Annotated in this window: 14 protein-coding genes and 5 pseudogenes; 2 read left to right on the top strand and 17 right to left on the bottom strand. The window is 70.5% G+C overall.

Annotated features, from left to right (window positions below; all coding sequences use genetic code 11):
- Window positions 1-21: 21 nt before the first annotated feature.
- The 15 genes and pseudogenes from LP418_RS17345 to LP418_RS17285 form a co-directional block, all read right to left on the bottom strand.
- A complete protein-coding gene (locus LP418_RS17345) occupies window positions 22-2,526 on the bottom strand; it encodes a xanthine dehydrogenase molybdopterin binding subunit (protein WP_257957076.1) in 2,505 nt (834 codons plus the stop codon).
- Window positions 2,486-2,971: pseudogene (locus LP418_RS31075) on the bottom strand (FAD binding domain-containing protein); the annotation flags it as partial. The pseudogene LP418_RS31075 and the gene LP418_RS17345, both read right to left, overlap by 41 nt.
- A complete protein-coding gene (locus LP418_RS31070; RefSeq protein ID WP_336275747.1) occupies window positions 2,895-3,596 on the bottom strand; it encodes a 2Fe-2S iron-sulfur cluster-binding protein in 702 nt (233 codons plus the stop codon). The pseudogene LP418_RS31075 and the gene LP418_RS31070, both read right to left, overlap by 77 nt.
- Window positions 3,597-3,603: 7 nt before the next feature.
- Window positions 3,604-3,921 (bottom strand): hydroxyisourate hydrolase, encoded by a 318-nt coding sequence (gene uraH / locus LP418_RS17325; RefSeq protein ID WP_257953001.1) that lies wholly within the window; start codon window positions 3,919-3,921, stop codon window positions 3,604-3,606.
- Window positions 3,918-4,253 (bottom strand): 2-oxo-4-hydroxy-4-carboxy-5-ureidoimidazoline decarboxylase, encoded by a 336-nt coding sequence (locus LP418_RS17320; protein ID WP_257953000.1) that lies wholly within the window; start codon window positions 4,251-4,253, stop codon window positions 3,918-3,920. The genes uraH and LP418_RS17320 overlap by 4 nt, the downstream gene beginning before the upstream one ends.
- Before the next feature lie 122 nt (window positions 4,254-4,375).
- Window positions 4,376-5,224 carry a factor-independent urate hydroxylase gene (gene pucL / locus LP418_RS17315; protein WP_257952999.1) on the bottom strand — a complete coding sequence of 283 codons (849 nt, stop codon included), beginning with the start codon at window positions 5,222-5,224 and terminating at the stop codon, window positions 4,376-4,378.
- Between the two features lie 136 nt (window positions 5,225-5,360).
- A pseudogene (gene guaA, locus LP418_RS17310) lies at window positions 5,361-6,935 on the bottom strand (glutamine-hydrolyzing GMP synthase).
- A 194-nt stretch (window positions 6,936-7,129) separates the two neighbouring features.
- Window positions 7,130-8,464, bottom strand: a complete 1,335-nt coding sequence (locus LP418_RS17305; RefSeq protein WP_336275746.1) for a GMC oxidoreductase — start codon at window positions 8,462-8,464, stop codon at window positions 7,130-7,132.
- Window positions 8,413-8,847, bottom strand: a complete 435-nt coding sequence (locus LP418_RS31065) for a hypothetical protein (protein WP_336275745.1) — start codon at window positions 8,845-8,847, stop codon at window positions 8,413-8,415. The genes LP418_RS17305 and LP418_RS31065 overlap by 52 nt, the downstream gene beginning before the upstream one ends.
- Window positions 8,844-9,224 carry an aldehyde dehydrogenase family protein gene (locus LP418_RS31060; RefSeq protein ID WP_336275744.1) on the bottom strand — a complete coding sequence of 127 codons (381 nt, stop codon included), beginning with the start codon at window positions 9,222-9,224 and terminating at the stop codon, window positions 8,844-8,846. The genes LP418_RS31065 and LP418_RS31060 overlap by 4 nt, the downstream gene beginning before the upstream one ends.
- A complete protein-coding gene (locus LP418_RS31055; RefSeq protein WP_336276092.1) occupies window positions 9,115-9,681 on the bottom strand; it encodes an aldehyde dehydrogenase family protein in 567 nt (188 codons plus the stop codon). Before LP418_RS31055 ends, LP418_RS31060 begins: the two co-directional genes overlap by 110 nt.
- A gap of 121 nt (window positions 9,682-9,802) precedes the next feature.
- A pseudogene (locus LP418_RS31050) lies at window positions 9,803-10,462 on the bottom strand (aldehyde dehydrogenase family protein); the annotation flags it as partial.
- 32 nt (window positions 10,463-10,494) lie between these two features.
- The gene (locus LP418_RS17295) at window positions 10,495-11,250 is read right to left on the bottom strand and encodes a glycerol-3-phosphate dehydrogenase C-terminal domain-containing protein (RefSeq protein WP_257952998.1); all 756 of its coding nucleotides are present in this window, start codon (window positions 11,248-11,250) and stop codon (window positions 10,495-10,497) included.
- A complete protein-coding gene (locus LP418_RS17290) occupies window positions 11,148-11,747 on the bottom strand; it encodes an FAD-dependent oxidoreductase (protein ID WP_257952997.1) in 600 nt (199 codons plus the stop codon). Before LP418_RS17290 ends, LP418_RS17295 begins: the two co-directional genes overlap by 103 nt.
- Window positions 11,665-12,165 (bottom strand): FAD-dependent oxidoreductase, encoded by a 501-nt coding sequence (locus LP418_RS17285; protein ID WP_257952996.1) that lies wholly within the window; start codon window positions 12,163-12,165, stop codon window positions 11,665-11,667. Before LP418_RS17285 ends, LP418_RS17290 begins: the two co-directional genes overlap by 83 nt.
- A gap of 245 nt (window positions 12,166-12,410) precedes the next feature.
- Between LP418_RS17285 and LP418_RS17280 the strand changes: the two are divergent.
- Both LP418_RS17280 and LP418_RS17275 read left to right on the top strand, forming a co-directional pair.
- A pseudogene (locus LP418_RS17280) lies at window positions 12,411-13,269 on the top strand (pseudouridine synthase).
- A gap of 224 nt (window positions 13,270-13,493) precedes the next feature.
- On the top strand, window positions 13,494-14,264 hold the full coding sequence (locus LP418_RS17275; protein ID WP_257952994.1) for a hypothetical protein: 771 nt from the start codon (window positions 13,494-13,496) through the stop codon (window positions 14,262-14,264).
- On the opposite strand, the gene LP418_RS17270 is transcribed toward LP418_RS17275, so the two are convergent.
- Window positions 14,179-15,282: an MFS transporter gene (locus LP418_RS17270; RefSeq protein WP_257952993.1), complete on the bottom strand. Its 1,104-nt coding sequence runs from the start codon at window positions 15,280-15,282 to the stop codon at window positions 14,179-14,181. The two genes, LP418_RS17275 and LP418_RS17270, sit on opposite strands and share 86 nt — an antisense overlap.
- 132 nt (window positions 15,283-15,414) lie before the next feature.
- Window positions 15,415-16,525 (bottom strand): annotated as a pseudogene (locus LP418_RS17265) (GuaB3 family IMP dehydrogenase-related protein).
- Window positions 16,526-16,536 lie beyond the last annotated feature (11 nt).

The following is a 16,536-nucleotide window of genomic DNA, read 5'->3' as shown; positions in this document are numbered from 1 at the left end:
ACGGCCCGGATCCAGTGCATGTCAGGTCCTCACGCGCTCGATGGCCCAGAAGACCGCCTCGGGTGTCGCCGGCGAGGCGAGCTCGACGCTCGTGCCGAAGGACCCGAACGCCCCGACCGCCTCGCGCAGCGCCTCACGCACCGCGAGGGCCAGCATCAGCGGCGGCTCCCCGACCGCCTTCGATCCGTGGACCACGCCGTCCTCGGTCGCGTGCTCGAGCAACGCGACGTTGAGCTCGTCGGGCAGCTCGCTGAAGCTCGGCAGCTTGTAGGTGCTCGCCGACTGCGTCGTCAGCCGACCGCGGCCGGGGCCGTCGGACTCGTCCCAGCGCAGGTCCTCCAGCGTCAACCAGCCCAGCCCCTGCACGAAGCCGCCCTCGATCTGGCCGAGGTCGACGATCGGGGACAGGCTGTCGCCGACGTCGTGCACGATGTCGACGCGGCGGGTGCGGTAGGCGCCGGTGAACCCGTCGATCTCGACCTCGGCCGCGGCGACGCCGTAGGCGAAGTACTTGAACGGGTGCCCCTGCATCACCGACGGGTCCCAGTGGATGCCCTCGGTGCGGTAGAAGCCCGCTGCCCACAGCTGCACGCGGGCGAAGTAGGCCTCCCGCACGAGCTCCTCCCAAGGCAGCTCGCGCCCATCGGCGTACTCGGTCAAACGGGTGCGGATCTGCTCGCACGCGTTCTTGACGGCGCCGCCGTTGAGGTCGGCGCTGGAGCTCGCGGCGGTCGCGGACGTGTTGGGCACCTTGTCGGTGCGAGTGGGCGCGACGCGCACCTTCTCGATCGGGATGCCGAGCGTGGTGGCCGCGACCTGAAGCATCTTGGTGTGCAGGCCCCGGCCCATCTCGGTGCCGCCGTGGTTGATCAGCACCGACCCGTCCTTGTAGACGTGCACGAGCGCGCCGGCCCGGTTGAAGGACGTGAAGTTGAAGGAGATGCCGAACTTCACCGGCGTCAGCGCCAGCCCGCGCTTGGTGTGCGCGTGCGCCGCGTTGAAGGCCTTGATCTCCTCGCGGCGCTGGGAAATGGAGGCGCTCGCCAGCACCTGCTCCCACGCGACGCCGACGCGCTCGGGGTGCCGGACCACCTGTCCGTACGGCGTTGCCTGCCCGTCGACGTAGAAGTTTCTGCTCCTCAGCGCGATCGGATCGATGCCGAGCAGCGGGGCGCAGCGACCGAGGATGTCCTCGATCACCAGCATCCCCTGCGGTCCGCCGAAGCCGCGGAAGGCGGTCTGCGAGGTCTTGTTGGTGCGTGCGACGCGGCCGAGCAGGCGGACGTGCGGGATCCAGTAGGCGTTGTCGACGTGGCAGAGCGCGCGGGCGAGGACGGGCTCGCTGAGGTCGAGGCTCCAGCCGCCGTCGGAGGTGAGGGTGGCCTCGAGGGCCTCGAGCCTGCCGGTGCTGGAGAAGGCCACCTTCCACGACGCGTGGAAGCCGTGCCGCTTGCCGGTCATCGTCAGGTCGTGGGTGCGGCTGAGCCGGAGCCGGACCGGCCGACCGGTCAGGATCGCGCCGAGTGCGGCGATCGCGGCGAAGCCGTGCGGCTGCATCTCCTTGCCGCCGAAGCCGCCGCCCATCCGCAGGCACTGCACGGTCACGTGGTGGCTGTGCACGCCGAGCACGTGCGCGACGATCTCCCGGGTCTCGGTCGGGTGCTGGGTGCTGCACTGGACGAACACCCGGCCGCCCTCGTCGACCCGGGGCCGGGGACGCGTGGGTCTCGAGGTAGAAGTGCTCCCGGCCGGCCATCTCGGTGACGCCCTCGAAGACGTGCGCGGCGCCGTCGAACCCGAGCGAGACGTCCCCCGCGCGACGACGGGCTGGTTGCCCCGGAAGCTCTCGGCCTCGATCGCCTCGGTCAGCGCGACGATCGCGGGCAGGGCTTCGTAGTCGACCTCGACGGCCTCGGCACCGAGTCGAGCGGCCTCGAGCGTCTCCCCGAGCACCCAGCAGACCGCGTGCCCGACGAACATCACGATCTCCGGGAAGAGCGGCTCGTCGTGCTTGGTCCCCGAGTCGTTGACGCCGGGGACGTCGTCGGCGGTGAGGACCCTCACCACTCCCGGCACGTCGAGCGCCGGACCGGCGTCGAGACGGAGCACCCGCGCATGGGCGTGCGGCGAGCACACGGGGTGCGCGTGCAGGACGTCCTTCGTGCGGTGCACCGGGTCGTCGGTGTAGAGAGCGTGCCCGGTGACGTGCAGGGCCGCACTCTCGTGCGGAAGCGCTTCGCCGACGCTCATGACGAGGCCTCCGCCCACAGCTTGCGCAGCGCGGTGCCGAGCATCGCCGACCCGGTAGGCCGCGCTCGCCCGGTGGTCGTCCATCGGCGTGCCCTCGCCGCGCATCACCTCGCCCACCTCGTCGACGGTCTGCTCGGTCCACGGCTGGCCCTCGAGCGCCGCCTCGGTCGCGAAAGCGCGGATCGGGGTCGCGGCCACCCCTCCCAGCCCGATGCGGGCCTTCGTCACCACCCCGTCATCGATGTCGAGCGCGAACCCGACGGCGACGCTGGAGATGTCGTCGTACCGCCGCTTCGCAATCTTGTGGAAGGCCGTCAGGCCCGGCGAGCGGTCGCGCGATGAGGACGGACCTGATGAGCTCGCCGGGTTGCAGAGCTGTCGTGCGATAGCCCGTGAAGTAGTCCGCCAGCGCGACCTCGCGCTCGCCGTCGAGCGAGGCGATCACGACGCTGGCCTCGAGCGCGAGCAGGGCCGGTGGCAGGTCGCCGATCGGGGGACGCGGTGCCGAGGTTGCCGCCGATGGTGGCGCCGTTGCGGATCAGCGGCGACGCGAAGAGCAGCCACACTGGTCGAGCAGCGGCACCGCCCCACCGAGCTGCTCCTCGACCTCGCTCAGCGTCAGCCCGGCACCGATCTCGATCACGTCACCAGTCGACAGCGTGCGGAGCTCGGGCAGGCGGTCGACGTGCACGGTGTACGGCGAACGCCGCCCCCGCAGGTTGACCTCGACGCCGAAGTCGGTGGCCCCGGCGACGACCGTGGCGTCGGGGGTGGTCGCGCAGCAGGCCGAGCGCGGCGGCGAGGTCGGCCGGGCGGTTGGCGCCCGGTCCCGGAGCCGGACGCTGCTGTCGTTCCGCGAGCGGGTCGCCGTCGGGCGGACTGCCCAGCGCCAGCGCGGCATCGCGGATCGGGCGGTAGCCGGTGCAGCGGCACAGGTTGCCGCTCATCGCCTCGACGTCGAAGTCACCCTCGGACCGGTAGTACTCCGCGGCCATCGAGCACACGAAGCCCGGCGTGCAGTAGCCGCACTGCGAGCCGCCCGCGCGCGCCATCTCGGCCTGCACGGGGTGCAGGCGCTCGGGGCTGCCGAGGCCCTCGGCCGTGACCACTTCCTGCCCGTCGAGCGCGGAGGCCGGGACGAGACAGGAGTTGACGGGCGTCCACCGGCTCCCCTCGCCGGAGGGGCGACAGACCAGCACCGCGCACGCGCCGCACTCACCCTCGGCACAGCCCTCCTTGGCGCCCGTCAGGCCGAGGCCGCGCAGGAAGTCGAGGGTGTTGCTGTGCGCGGGCACGCCGACCAGCGGGCGTGACTGCCCGTTGACGATGATCTGCGGGTCGGACATGGTGACCTCAACTGCCACGGTACGTCGAGTAGCCGAACGGGCTCAGCAGCAGCGGCACGTGCACGTGGCGCGCGCCCGAGACCGTGAAGGTCACCACCACCTCGGGGTAGAACCCCTCGATCCCACGCTCGGCGAAGTAGTCGTCGGAGTCGAAGCGCAGGCTGTAGGTGCCGGGCGCCGGGTCGCCGCCGAGGTCGGCGACCCGGCCGTCGATGTCGGTGACGGCCTCGGCGAGGGGTTCGTCCCCGCGCGACAGCGTGATCGTCACTCCCCCGGCGGGACGGCCGAGGCTGGTGTCGAGGACGTGGGTGCTCAGGGTGGTCATCGGCTCAACGCCTCACGGTTGCGAAGGACTGCGATCTGGGTCAGCTGCTCGATGGTCTCGGCGCGTTCGGCTTCATCGCTGTGGTCGAGCCGGCGGCGCAGCTCAGCCGGGATCTCGGGGGCATCGCGGCCGGCGGCGCGGATGATGAAGACCCGACCGAAGCGCTGCTCGTAGGCCCGGTTGCCCTCCGCCAGCCTCCTCGCCACGTCGACATCCGTGCGATCGACACCCGCCTGCTCGCTCCGCGAGAACGCGGCGTCGTGCTTCGCGGCGTCCGCCCGTTCGCCGATCCGCGGGTGCCGGGCCAGCGCCTGTTCTGAGCTCGTCGTCACTCATCGACGCGGCAGCCTCGACCATCACCGCCTCCATCGCTTCCCGCGTGGCGTAGGGCCCGCGAGCCAGCACCTCGTCGGCCCAGCGCGGCACGTCGAGGCACGTCAACAAGCGATCCCGCTCAGTCATCGCGGGTCACCGTCGCCTCGATCAGGCCGTAGGGCCGGTCGGCGGCGATGAACACCTCACCCGGGTTCTCCAGCCCGAAGGGCCTCAGGTCGACCGGGAAGTGGTGCTTGTTGGGGGCCGCGAACGAGATCTCCGCGATCTCCGCGTGCGCCTCCAGCACTGCCTTGCCCATCGCATAGAGCGTCTCCTGCAGGGCGCGGCTGTAGGTCGTCGCGAAGGTCGCCAGCAGCGCCCGCACACTGTCGTACGCCGCATTCCACTCGATCCAGTCGCGCTCGGCGTAGCGCCAACGAGCCGTGAGGGCGGTCGCGAGGATCCGGTCGTCGGCCTCCGGGAGCGTCGTGTACTCGTCCTTGAGGAAGCCCTTGAACTCCGACCCGGTGGACTTCAGCACGGTCAGGTCCTTGAGCCCGGAGACGACCGTGGCGGCACCACCCTCGAGCGAGATCTCCGTCGTGCGGACCTCACCCCCGCGGCGTACGAACGAATGGTCGTGGCCGACGCCGTCGACCACGATCCGGTCCCGGGCGAACTCATCGACGTGGATCAGCGCACCCGTCGCTGCCGGGGTCGCCTCGACCAACCGCCGCGCGAGCGCCAGTGCGTAGTCCTCGGGCGAGGTCACGCCGTGCTTCTTCGCGAAGGCGAACGCGGTGTTCTTCTGGGTGTCCGTCGGCAACACCTGCGACTGGTCGCCGTCTGTGTGTGCCGCCGCGAAGTCACTGCGCAGCGACGTCGAGACGTTCAGGTCGTGGATCTCGTGGCGAGCCGTGTCGCGCACGATCCGCACGACGCGGTTCTCCGCCTTGCCGTACTGGTTGGGCCCCACCACGATCCCCATGGCCAGACCCTAGTCCGCGAGGCGGGCCCAGTCCCGGGTATCCGCTGCCCCCACTCCCGGAGTTACCGACCAGTCGCGGGGTTCCGGCGAATCAGATGCCCCTGACTGTTCGGTAGCGCGAGAGTCGTGGCCCGGCTCACTCCCACTCGATCGTGCCCGGGGGCTTCGAGGTGATGTCGATGGTGACGCGGTTGATGTCGGCGACCTCGTTGGTGATGCGCGTGGAGATCTTCTCCATCACGTCGTAGGGCAGCCGCGCCCAGTCGGCGGTCATCGCGTCCTCGGAGGTGACGGGCCGCAGGACCACCGGGTGGCCATAGGTCCGACCATCACCTTGTACGCCGACGGAGCGGACGTCCGCCGGGAGCACGACCGGCATCTGCCAGATCTCGCGGTCGAGCCCGGCACGGGTGAGCTCTTCGCGGGCGATCGCGTCGGCCTCGCGGAGCAGGTCGAGCCGCTCGCGGGTCACCTCGCCGATGATCCGGATGCCCCGGGCCGGGGCCGGGGAAGGGCTGGCGCCACACCATCGTGGACGGCAGGCCGAGCTGCTCGCCGACGGCGCGCACCTCGTCCTTGAAGAGCGTGCGCAGGGGCTCGACGAGCTCGAACTGCAGGTCATCGGGCAGGCCCCCAACGTTGTGGTGGGACTTGATCGTGGAGGTGCCCGCACCTCCGCCGGACTCGACGACGTCGGGGTAGAGCGTGCCCCTGGACCAGCCCGGGCGGTGGCGTCGCCGCCCGCCAGCCCGCCGAAGACGCGGACCTCGGCGGCCTCGAAGGTGCGGATGAACTCGCGCCCGATGATCTTGCGCTTCTCCTCCGGGTCATGGACACCGGCCAGCGCGTCGAGGAACTGGTCGGCGGCGTCGACCACGTCGAGGGCGTCGAAGACCTCCTCGAAGTCACGCTTGACCTGCTCGGTCTCGCCCTTGCGCATCATCCCGTGGTCGACGTAGACGCAGGTCAGGCGATCGCCGATCGCGCGCTGCACGATCGCGGCGGCGACGGCCGAGTCGACACCACCGGACAGGGCACAGATCGCCCGGCCGTTCTCGCCGATCTGCTCGCGGATGCGCTCGACCTGCTCCTCGACGATGTTGACCATGGTCCACGTCTGGCGGCAGCCGGCGATCTCGTGCAGGAAGTGCTCGAGCACCTGCTGGCCGTGCTCGGAGTGCAGCACCTCGGGGTGCCACTGGACGCCGGCCGGGCCACGGGCGACGTCCTCGAACGCCGCGACCGGGGTGACGTCGGTGGAGGCGAGCACGGTGAAGCCCTCGGGGGCGCTGGCCACCGAGTCGCCGTGCGACATCCACACGTTGTGCGCTCGGGGGATGCCGGCCAGCAGCGTGCCCGGCGTGGTGACGGAGACGGGCGTGCGGCCGTACTCACGCGCACCCGTGTGCGCGACCTCGCCGCCGAGACCCTTGGCCATCAGCTGGAATCCGTAGCACATGCCGAAGACCGGGACCCCCGACGTGAAGATCGCGGTGTCGATGCCGGGTGCGCCATCGGCGTACACAGAGGACGGGCCGCCGGACAGGATGATCGCCTTGGGCTTGCGCGCCAGCATGTCCGCGACCGGCAGCGAGTGCGGAACGATCTCGGAGTAGACCCTCGCCTCGCGGACCCGACGGGCGATCAGCTGGGCGTACTGGGCACCGAAGTCGACGACGAGGACGAGGTCGTGGTCAGGAGTCGCGGTCACCCGCGGAGTCTATTCGGAAATAGCACCGGGGCCTGACCGGGGAGGGAGGATGGTCAGGCCCTGGATTGCCCTGAGCCACTGCTGGACAGCGCCCGGACAGAAAGACCCGGCCACTGGGAGGGAGCGTTTACGCCGGGTCTCTCACCCGTGCAAACGACCCCCACCACAGCGGGTTACGCCGTTGAAAAGAAACTTCAGCTCACTCCGACGATCGGCAGCCGCAGGGCCGCCGGCGCGTCGACGGGCACGACCGGGTTCTTGGGCTCGACCGGCGCGATCTGCTGGTACGTCGCCCCGAGCTCGGGCCTCGGGTCGGGCTCGCCCTTGTTGGGCCAGAAGGCCATCGCCCGCTCCGCCCGGGCGGTGATCGTCAGGGATGGGTTGACGCCCGGGTTGGCCGAGATCGCCGATCCGTCGACCACGTGCAGGCCGGGGTGCCCGAACATCCGCTGGTAGGGGTCGATCACGCCGGTCTCGGGCGAGTCACCGATGGCGCAGCCGCCGATGAAGTGCGCCGTGAGCGGCATGCCGAGCGGCTCGCCGAGCGCTCCGTAGGCCTGCTTGGCCTTCATCACGCGGGGCCGGGCGGCGTACGGCGTCGTAGGCCGCGGGGATGTAGGTCGGGTTGGGGGCGCCGTGGCCCTGCTCGGAGGACATGTAGCCGACCGGCCCGCGCTGGCGCCACACGGTCGTGATCGAGTTGTCCAGCGTCTGCATGACCAGCGCGACGACCGTGCGCCGCGACCAGTGTTGAGCGAGTAGAGGTCCTTGAGGCCGTTCTTCTGCTTCCACAGCTCCTTGCCCCGGGTCTTCCAGCGCTTCTCGCCCTCGACCTCGTCCACGAGCACCGTCGCCATCAGCGGCATCACGTTGCGACCGGGGCCGTAGCGGACCGGCTCGATGTGCGTGTGCGGGTCGGGGTGGAAGGACGAGGTGATGGCGACGCCCTCCGACCAGTCGACGTCGTCGTCGTTGGCGGTGGACCACAAGATCGCCTCGGAGTTGGTGCGCGTGAGGACACCGAGCCGGTCGGACACGGCCGGCAGTGACCCCTCGGCCTTGAGCCGGTGGAGGAGCTTCTGGGTGCCGAGCGACGCAGCGGAGAAGACGACGTGGTCTGCGGTGAACGTCTTGACGGCGCTCTTGCGCGACAGCTTCGCCTTCGTCCAGCGGGCCGTCACCTCGTAGCCGCCCTCGGCACGGGGGCGCACGTCGGTGACGGTCGTCAACGGGTGCACCACGGCGCCGTTGCGCTCCGCGAGATAGAGGTAGTTCTTCACCAAGGTGTTCTTGGCGTTGTGCTTGCAGCCGGTCATGCAGGAGCCACAGTTGATGCAGGTGTTGCGCTCGGGTCCGGCCCCACCGAAGTAGGGATCGGCGACCTGCTCGCCCTCGGCCTGCCCGGGCCCGCCGAAGAAGACACCGACCGGGGTCGGGTGGAACGTGTCGCCGACCCCCATCTCGTCGGCGACCTTCTTCATGGCCACGTCGGCCGGAGTCGTCTTGGCGTATTCCACCACTCCGAGCATCCGCTTCGCCTCGGTCGTAGTAGGGCGACAGCTCGGACTTCCAGTCCGTGATGTGCGACCACGCAGGATCCGTGTAGAACGGCTCGAGCGGCTCGTAGAGCGTGTTGGCGTAGACCGGGGGAGCCGCCGCCCACGCCGGCGCCGGCCGGGATGAAGCAGTCGTTGACGATGTCGATGCGCTGGATGCCGTACATCCCGAGCTGCGGCTGGAAGATGAATCGCTTCGCGTCGCCACCGTTCTCCGGGAGGTCCTCGTCGGTGAAGCGCGCGCCCGCCTCGAGCACCCCGACCTTGTAGCCCTTCTCGGTGAGCCGCAGCGCGGTGACCGAGCCGCCGAACCTGGAGCCGATGACCGGGACGTCGTAGTGGGTCACCGTGCTCACGCCCGGCCCAGCTTCTTGAGGACCTTGAGGCCGATCGTCAGAGCCTTCGCATTGGACTTCTCCGACATCCCGAACAGCGGCGCGATCGGCACGACGCGCTGGGTGGCGACGGACTGGGCCTCGGTGTAGCGGTGGATGCCCTCCGCGCCCTGACGGCGGCCCATCCCGGACTCGCGCATGCCGCCCATCGGCGCCGCGAGCGAGCCGAAGGTCGCGCCGTAAGCCTCGTTGATGTTGACCGTGCCGCACTTGACCCGGCGGGCCAGCTCACGGCCGCGGTTGCCATCCCGGGTGTAGATCGCGGCGTTGAGGCCGTAGCTGCCCTCGTTGGCGCGGGCGACCGCGTCGGCCTCGTCGTGGAAGCGGTAGAGCGACACGACGGGACCTGAAGGTCTCGTGCCCGAAGCACGTCATGTCGGGCGTCACGCCCTCCGGGATGGTCGGCTCGAAGTAGAACGGGCCGAGGTCGGGACGCGCCTTGCCGCCGGCGAGCACGCGCGCACCCTTGGCGACGGCGTCGTCGACGTGTGCCCGGACGGTGTCGAGCTGGTCCCGGGAGATGAGCGAGCCCATGTCCACGGTCCACTCGAGGCTCGCGCCCGGGCTCATCGCCCGGGTGCGGGCGACGAATCGGTCGACGAACCGGTCGTAGACCCGGTCGGCGACGTAGAGGCGCTCCATCGAGACACAGAGCTGTCCGGCATTGGAGAACACGGCGCGCACGGCGCCCTCGGCCGCCTTCTCGACGGAGGCGTCGCGCAGGACCAGCATCGGGTTCTTGCCGCCCAGCTCGAGCGAGCAGCCGATGAGCCGCTCGGCACACTGTGCCGCGATCAGCCTGCCGGTCGCGGTGGAGCCGGTGAAGCAGATGTAGTCGGCGCGCTGGATGATCGGCGTCCCTGAGCTCGCGACCCGGCCCGGCGACGACCTGCCACAGGTCGCGCGGCATGCCGGCCTCCTCGAGCAGCTGGACGGCCAGCAGCGCGGTCAGCATGGTCTGGGCGTCGGGCTTGGAGACGACGGCGTTGCCCGCCATGATCGCCGGCAGGCCGTCACAGACCGCCATCGTGAGCGGGTAGTTCCACGGCGAGATGATCCCGACAACGCCCTTGGGCACGCGGTTGATCTCGGCTCGGGTCAGCGTCGGGAACATGCCCGGCACGCGCCGGGTGTCGAGGTGCTCGTGCGCGGTGCGCGCGTAGTAGCGCGCGGTCAGTGCGAGGTGTGCGAGCTCGAGGAAGGCGTCCTTGCGCGACTTGGCGGACTCCAGTCCGACCGGGTCGAGCAGCTCGTCCTGCCGCTCGAGCAGGAGGTCGTGGTAGCGCAGCAGCACGGCGGCGCGCTCCTCGAGCGAGGTCCTCGCCCGGGCGGCCCGGGCCTTGCGAGCCCGGACGAACGCCTCGGCGACGTCGTCAGCACTCGACTGCGGGATCACCGCGAGCGGCTGCCCGTTGAGGGGAGAGTCGAGCGGGGTCACGGCACCCGTCGACGTCACGACGCGTGCGGTCAGGCCGGCGACGTAGTCAGGCTCGAGGGCGTAGGACGCCCGCGGGTCGTGCTCAGGATCAGCCGGGCCGTCGACGAGGTGACCGGAGGATGAATTCTGCTCGCTCATGCCCCGAGGGTAGGCCGCCCTCGGACGCCTTGCTACCCGTCAGTCACATTGTCCCGCCATTCGACATGAGGAGAACCTTTGTAAAACGGCGTCAGACGATGTCGGGAGCCTTCACCCGGGCCTCGTCGGCCTCCCCGGTCGGTGATCTTGAGCTGGGACTGCCGCTCGGCCTCGACGCGTCGCAGGTAGTGGTCGACCTCCTCGTCGGCCCGCTCGACGGTCCACTCGAGCTCGCCTGCCATCAGGTCGGCCGCCTGCCCGGCGCAGGCGATGCCCCGGTCGAAGGTCTCGATCGAGATGCGCGTACGCCGCGTGAGCACGTCATCGAGGTGGCGCGCACCTTCGTGCGAGACGGCGTAGACGACCTCGGCGGCGAGGTAGAGCGGGGCCCCCGGGAGCGGCTCGGCCAGCTCGGGTCGGGCGCGGATCAGGTCGAGGACCTCGTCGATGAGACCGCCGTACCGGCCCAACAGGTGGTCGATCATGCCGATCTCGATGCCCGACTCGCGGGACAGGGCGACGCGCTGGTTGGTGCGCGCCTCGTAGCCCCACGCGCCCAGCAACGGCACCCGCTCGGTGATGCTGGGCGGCGCGACCGCGAAGTCGCCCCCTCCCTGTGGACGCAGTGCGTGGTCGACGGCGTCCTTGGCCATCACGCGGTAGGTCGTGAGCTTGCCGCCGGCGATCAGCACGAGGCCCGGGACCGGGTTGGCGACGGTGTGCTCGCGCGAGAGCTTGGTCGTCTCGCCGAGGTCGCCCTTGGGGCGCTTGACGACCGGCTTGAGCAACGGGCGCAGGCCGGCATAGACGCCGACGACGTCGCGGTGGTCGAGCGGGTCCTTGAGCAGCGCGTTGACGTGGCGCAGGACGTAGTCGATGTCGGTCTTGCTGGCCGACGGGTGCGCGAGATCGAGGTCCCTGTGGAGTGTCGGTGGTGCCGATGATCCAGAAGGCGCCCCACGGGATGACGAAGAGCACCGACTTCTCGGTCTTGGTGATGAAGCCGCAGTCGGAGCGGATCCGGTCCTTCGGGACGACCGGGTGGACGCCCTTGCTGGCGTCGACGTCGAGGGTCGCGTCGCCGCCGATCAGCGCCCTGGACCTCGTCGGTCCACACGCCGGCAGCGTTGATGACGACCTTGGCGCGGACCTCGAACTCGACGTCGTTCTCCGGGTCGAGCGCCGTCGCACTGACCACGCGCTCACCGTCGCGCAGGAAGCCTGTGACCTTGCAGCGCGTCGCGATCTGGGCACCGTTGTTGGCGGCGGTGCGGGCGATCGTCATGACCCGGGCGGGCGTCGTCGACCCGGCAGTCGTAGTAGCGGATCGCGCCGTGCAGCTCGTCGGTCTTCATGTCCGGTGCGATCCGGGCGAGCTCCTTGCGGAAGATGTGCTTGTGCTTGGGCACACCCATGTCGTACTTGCCGGTCATCGCCATACCGTCGTAGAGGGCGACGCCCGCGCCGACGTAGGGCCGCTCCCACGCCTTGGTGAGCGGGTAGAGGAAGGGCACCGGGCGCACCGGGTGTGGCGCGAGCTGGGTCAGCAGCAGCCCACGCTCCTCGAGCGCCTCCTTGACCAGCGCGAAGTCGAACATCTCGAGGTAGCGAAGCCCACCGTGCACCAGCTTGGAGCTGCGCGACGACGTGCCCGAGGCGAGGTCGCGCTGCTCGAGCAGTCCGACGCTCAGCCCGCGGGTCACGGCGTCCCGGGGCGGCACCCGCGCCGACGATGCCGCCGCCGACGACCAGCACGTCGAGCTCGGAGGTCATCATCGACGAGATCGCGGTGGTGCGGTGGTCCGGACTGAGTTGGTAGGTCACGCCCTCATCCTGTCAGGGTTGCCCCGTGCCCCCTCGTTCCCCGCTGCCCGCGCGTCACGGCCTCAGCGCGGCCCGGGTGCGGACTCCGGACCGGGTGGCTGAGCCGTCGGCGCCCCGGACCACCATGGGTGCGTGGCTGCGGCACAAGCTCCCCGGCCACCTCGACGTCGCGGCCTTCCCGGCCTCCGGCCGCTTCTGTGTACGGCGACGGCCGCCCGGTCCTCGCCGACGACCCGTTCGTCCACCACACCTTCGTGTGGTTCCACCGTGACCTGCGCTTTGAAGAGCCGGTGCCCGGCTCGCTGGACGTCGTGCACCGCGACGAGCGCATCATCGTGGTCGACAAACCGCCCTTCCTCTCCACCATCCCGCGCGGCCAGCACGTCCGGCAGAGCGTGGTGGTCAGGCTGCGGGACTCGCTGGGGCTGCCCGAGCTCTCGACGCTGCATCGCCTCGACCGGATCACGTCGGGCTTGCTGCTGCTCGCCGTCTCGCGGGAGTGGCGTGGGCCCTACCGGGTGATGTTCGAGCACGGGACCGTGCGCAAGACCTACCGCGCGCTCGCGCCGTTCCGATCAGACCTCTCCTTCCCTCTGACCGTCCGCAACCACATCCACAAGACGCGTGGCGAGTGGCAGGCCGCGGTCGTCCCGGGTGCTCCGGTCAACGCGGAGACGCTGATCGAGGTCGAGTCGCGGGTGGGCTCCGATCTCGCGGTCTACCGACTCACGCCTCGCACCGGGCGCACCCACCAGCTGCGGCTCCACCTGAACGGGCTCGGCATCCCGATCGTGAACGATCCGCTCTATCCCGCCGTACGCGAGACCGACATCGACGACTTCTCCCGGCCACTCCAGCTGCTGGCGAGCGAGCTCGCGTTCACCGACCCGGTCGACGGGACCAAGCGTCGGTTTGTGAGCAACCGGAGCATGCCGATCGCCGCCGAGCTACCGAACCGTGCGGGGGTCCCGGGTGCCGACTGACCCCCTGACTGTTCGGTAGCTCCGTCCCCCGTCGGAAGGCCTTTGGTCAACCGCCCATAGGCTGCCGCCGTGCCCGCTCACCGGCCGCCCGACTCGCCCGCCGTGAAAGCGGCTTCCTGCTCTTCGGCCTCACCCCGCCACGACGGTCCGTCGGTCCCGAGGACGCACAGCGGATCGCGGACCTCACCATCGAACGCCTGCGCGGGCTCGACCCGGACGGGCTGTTGCTCTACGACATCGTCGACGAGAGCGACCGGACCGACCGGGACCGCCCGTTCCCCTATCTCCCGACGATCGATCCAGCCGACTTCCTCGCGACCCACCTCGGTGCCCGGGAGAGATCGGTCATCGTCTATCGCTGCGTCGGCAAGTACACCCAGCCCCAGCTCGAGAGCTGGCTGCGCGACCGGGATCCGGAGCGCGTGTCCACGGTCTTCGTGGGTGCGGCCTCGCGCGACATGCCGGTGGAGACGACCCTCACCCGGGCCCGGGAGCTGCGGAGCCCTGGCGAGGCCGGAGGTGCTCCCGGGCGGCGTCGCGATCCCCGAGCGCCACTCCGCCGGAGCAGAGGAGCACGCCCGGCTGCTCGCCAAGGCGGAGCGCGGCTGTTCCTTCTTCATCACGCAGGTCGTCTACGACGCACAGGCGGCCCTGCAACCCGGTCTCCGACTACTACTACGCGTGCCGTGACCGCGGGACCGAGCCGGCGCCGATCATCTTCACGCTCTCGGTCTGCGGATCACTCAAGACGCTGGAGTTCCTGCGCTGGCTGGGAGTCGACGTCCCGCGGTGGATGGAGAACGCGCTCCGCCACAGCGACGACACCCTCGAGGCGTCCTCGGAACACTGCTCCGGCAACGGCCGGGGACCCGGCGGGATTCTGCCGCTCGCTCGGGGTCCCGTTCGGGTTCAGCGTCGAGAGCGTCTCGATCCGCAAGGCCGAGATCGATGCCGCGGTCGCCCTCGCCGGACGGTTGCGCGCCGAGGTCCTGTGATCACGCCGCCACGGCCGCACGCCGGGTGCTGAGCCAGCCCACCCACACAGCACCGAGTACGGCGAAGCCAGCACCGGCAAGGAACGCGGCCGGGATCCCGTTCGACCGAGCCACGAGACCCGGGCAGATCGGCCCGAACCCCGGGCCCGGAGTCGATGAAGGCCGAGGCCGTGCCGGCAGCCGCGCCGCGCTCGGACGGTGTGGCGGTGGCAAAGATGGCGGAGAAGAAGGCCGGCGCCGAGAAGGTCACGCCGACCGCGGTCACCACGACGCCGACCATCAGTCCGGCCGGGGTGAGCCAGAGCGCCATCACGGTCAGCCCGAGCGCCATCGCGACCAAGGCCGCCGCGCCCAGCGGCAACGACGGCACCCGGTCCGGCACCCGCGCGAAGAGGATCCGGCACACCACCACGACCAGCCCGTAGACCAGCAGTGCCAGCGACGTGTTCGACATCCCCACCTCGGCACTGTGCAACGACGCGAACGCGAGGAAGCCACCGACGGCCACGAGCGAGGAGAAGAAGCCGAGCGAGGCAGGGATCCCCGGGCGGTGGATCAGCTTCCCGTGCCCGACGATCGAGCGGTCCCGCGGCGGCTCGACGATCAGCAACGTCAGGCCGACGGTGACCGCACAGAGCATGGCGGCGCCGGTCCACGCGGCGCCGTACGACCAGTGGGAGAGGAGTGCCTCGCCCAGCGGCGGGCCGAGCGCGAGGCCGAGGTAGAAGCCGAGTGAGTTGTAGGAGATCGCCTCGCCCATCCGCTCCGGTGGCGCGATGTCGGCCAGCAGTGCGAAGGAGGCGACGAAGAACGCGGCCTCCGCGACTCCCTGCAGCAACCGGATTGCGACCAGCGCCTCCAGCGAAGAGACGAACGGGATCAGCAGCATGCCGACGCCGGCGAGCACCGCCCCGAAGATCATGAGCGGGATCCGGCCGCGACTGTCGGACAGCCGCCCGACGTACGGCCGGCACAGCAGCGCCGTCACACCGGAACGCGCCGAACGCCAGCCCGGCACCCGCTTCGTCGGAGCCGACCGGACCGGTCGTGTAGAGGGGCAGGGTGTGTACGGCGACGCCGACCGCCGCGAAGTAGGCCAGTTCTGCCACGCCGAGCAGCAGGAAGGGCCGGGTCAGCAGGCGGGCGTCATTCAACCGATGACGACCTCGACGACGCTGGAACTCCTTGAGCTCCGTGTAGCCCGTCGTGGCCATCGAGCGACGCAGCGCACCGATCAGGTTCATCGTGCCGTCGGCGACGCGCGAGGGGCCGAAGAGGATCTCGGCCATCGTGCCGACCCGGCCGAACTCGACGCGCTCGCCGCGCGGCAGGTCGGGGGTGGTGGGCCTCGCCGCCCCAGTGGAAGCCGTGACCGGGCGCGTCGGTCGCGCGTGCCAGCGGTGAGCCGACCATCACCGCGTCGGCGCCGCACGCGACGGCCTTCGCGATGTCGCCCGAGCGGCCGATCGAGCCGTCGGCGATGACGTGGACGTAGCGACCGCCCGACTCGTCGAGGTAGTCACGACGAGCGGCAGCCACGTCCGCGACCGCGGATGCCATGGGTACGGCGACGCCCAGCACCGTCCTCGTCGTGTGAGCCGCTCCCCCGCCGAAACCGACGAGCACCCCGGCAGCGCCGGTGCGCATGAGGTGCAGCGACGCCCGGTAGGTCGCGCAGCCGCCGACGATCACCGGCACGTCGAGCTCGTAGATGAACTCCTTGAGGTTCAGCGGCTCGACCTGCGAGGAGACGTGCTCGGCGCTGACCGTGGTGCCGCGGATGACGAACATGTCGACCCCGGCATCCACGACCGCCTTGGCGAACTCCTTGGTGCGCTGGGGCGAGAGCGACCCCGCCACCGTGACGCCGGCCTCGCGCATCTGCTGGAGCCGGGCGGTGATCAGCTCGGCCCTGATCGGCTCGGTGTAGATCTCCTGCATCCGGCGGGTGGCGTCGCTGCCCCGCAGTCCGGCGACTTCCTCCAGCAGGCCCGACGGGTCGTCGTAGCGCGTCCAGAGGCCCTCGAGGTTGAGGACGCCCAGGGCCGCCCAGCTTGCCGAAGGCGATCGCGGTCGCGGGCGACATCACCGAGTCCATGGGCGCGGCCATGACCGGGAGCTCGAAGCGGTAGGCGTCGATCTGCCGAGGCGGTGCTGACCTCTTCGGGATCGCGGGTGCGCCGCGAGGGCACGATCGCGATGTCGTCGAAGGAGTAGGCGCGACGGGCGCGCTTGGCTCGGCCGATCTCGATCTCAGTCACTGCGGCAGCCT

Origin of the sequence: Nocardioides sp. B-3, assembly GCF_024703895.1 — a bacterium.
Classification (GTDB): Bacteria; Actinomycetota; Actinomycetes; order Propionibacteriales; family Nocardioidaceae; genus Nocardioides.
Note: the sequence above shows the minus strand (reverse complement) of the source record. Positions and strands in the feature narration are given on the sequence as shown.

Coding starts and splice junctions, on each gene's coding strand:
- pucL (WP_257952999.1), bottom strand. CDS start 5,224: ATGGGGATCGTGGTGGGGCCCAACCAGTACGGCAAGGCGGAGAACCGC.
- LP418_RS17290 (WP_257952997.1), bottom strand. CDS start 11,747: ATGACGATCGCCCGCACCGCCGCCAACAACGGTGCCCAGATCGCGACG.
- uraH (WP_257953001.1), bottom strand. CDS start 3,921: ATGACCACCCTGAGCACCCACGTCCTCGACACCAGCCTCGGCCGTCCC.
- LP418_RS31070 (WP_336275747.1), bottom strand. CDS start 3,596: ATGTCCGACCCGCAGATCATCGTCAACGGGCAGTCACGCCCGCTGGTC.
- LP418_RS17305 (WP_336275746.1), bottom strand. CDS start 8,464: ATGCTCGGAGTGGTGGAATACGCCAAGACGACTCCGGCCGACGTGGCC.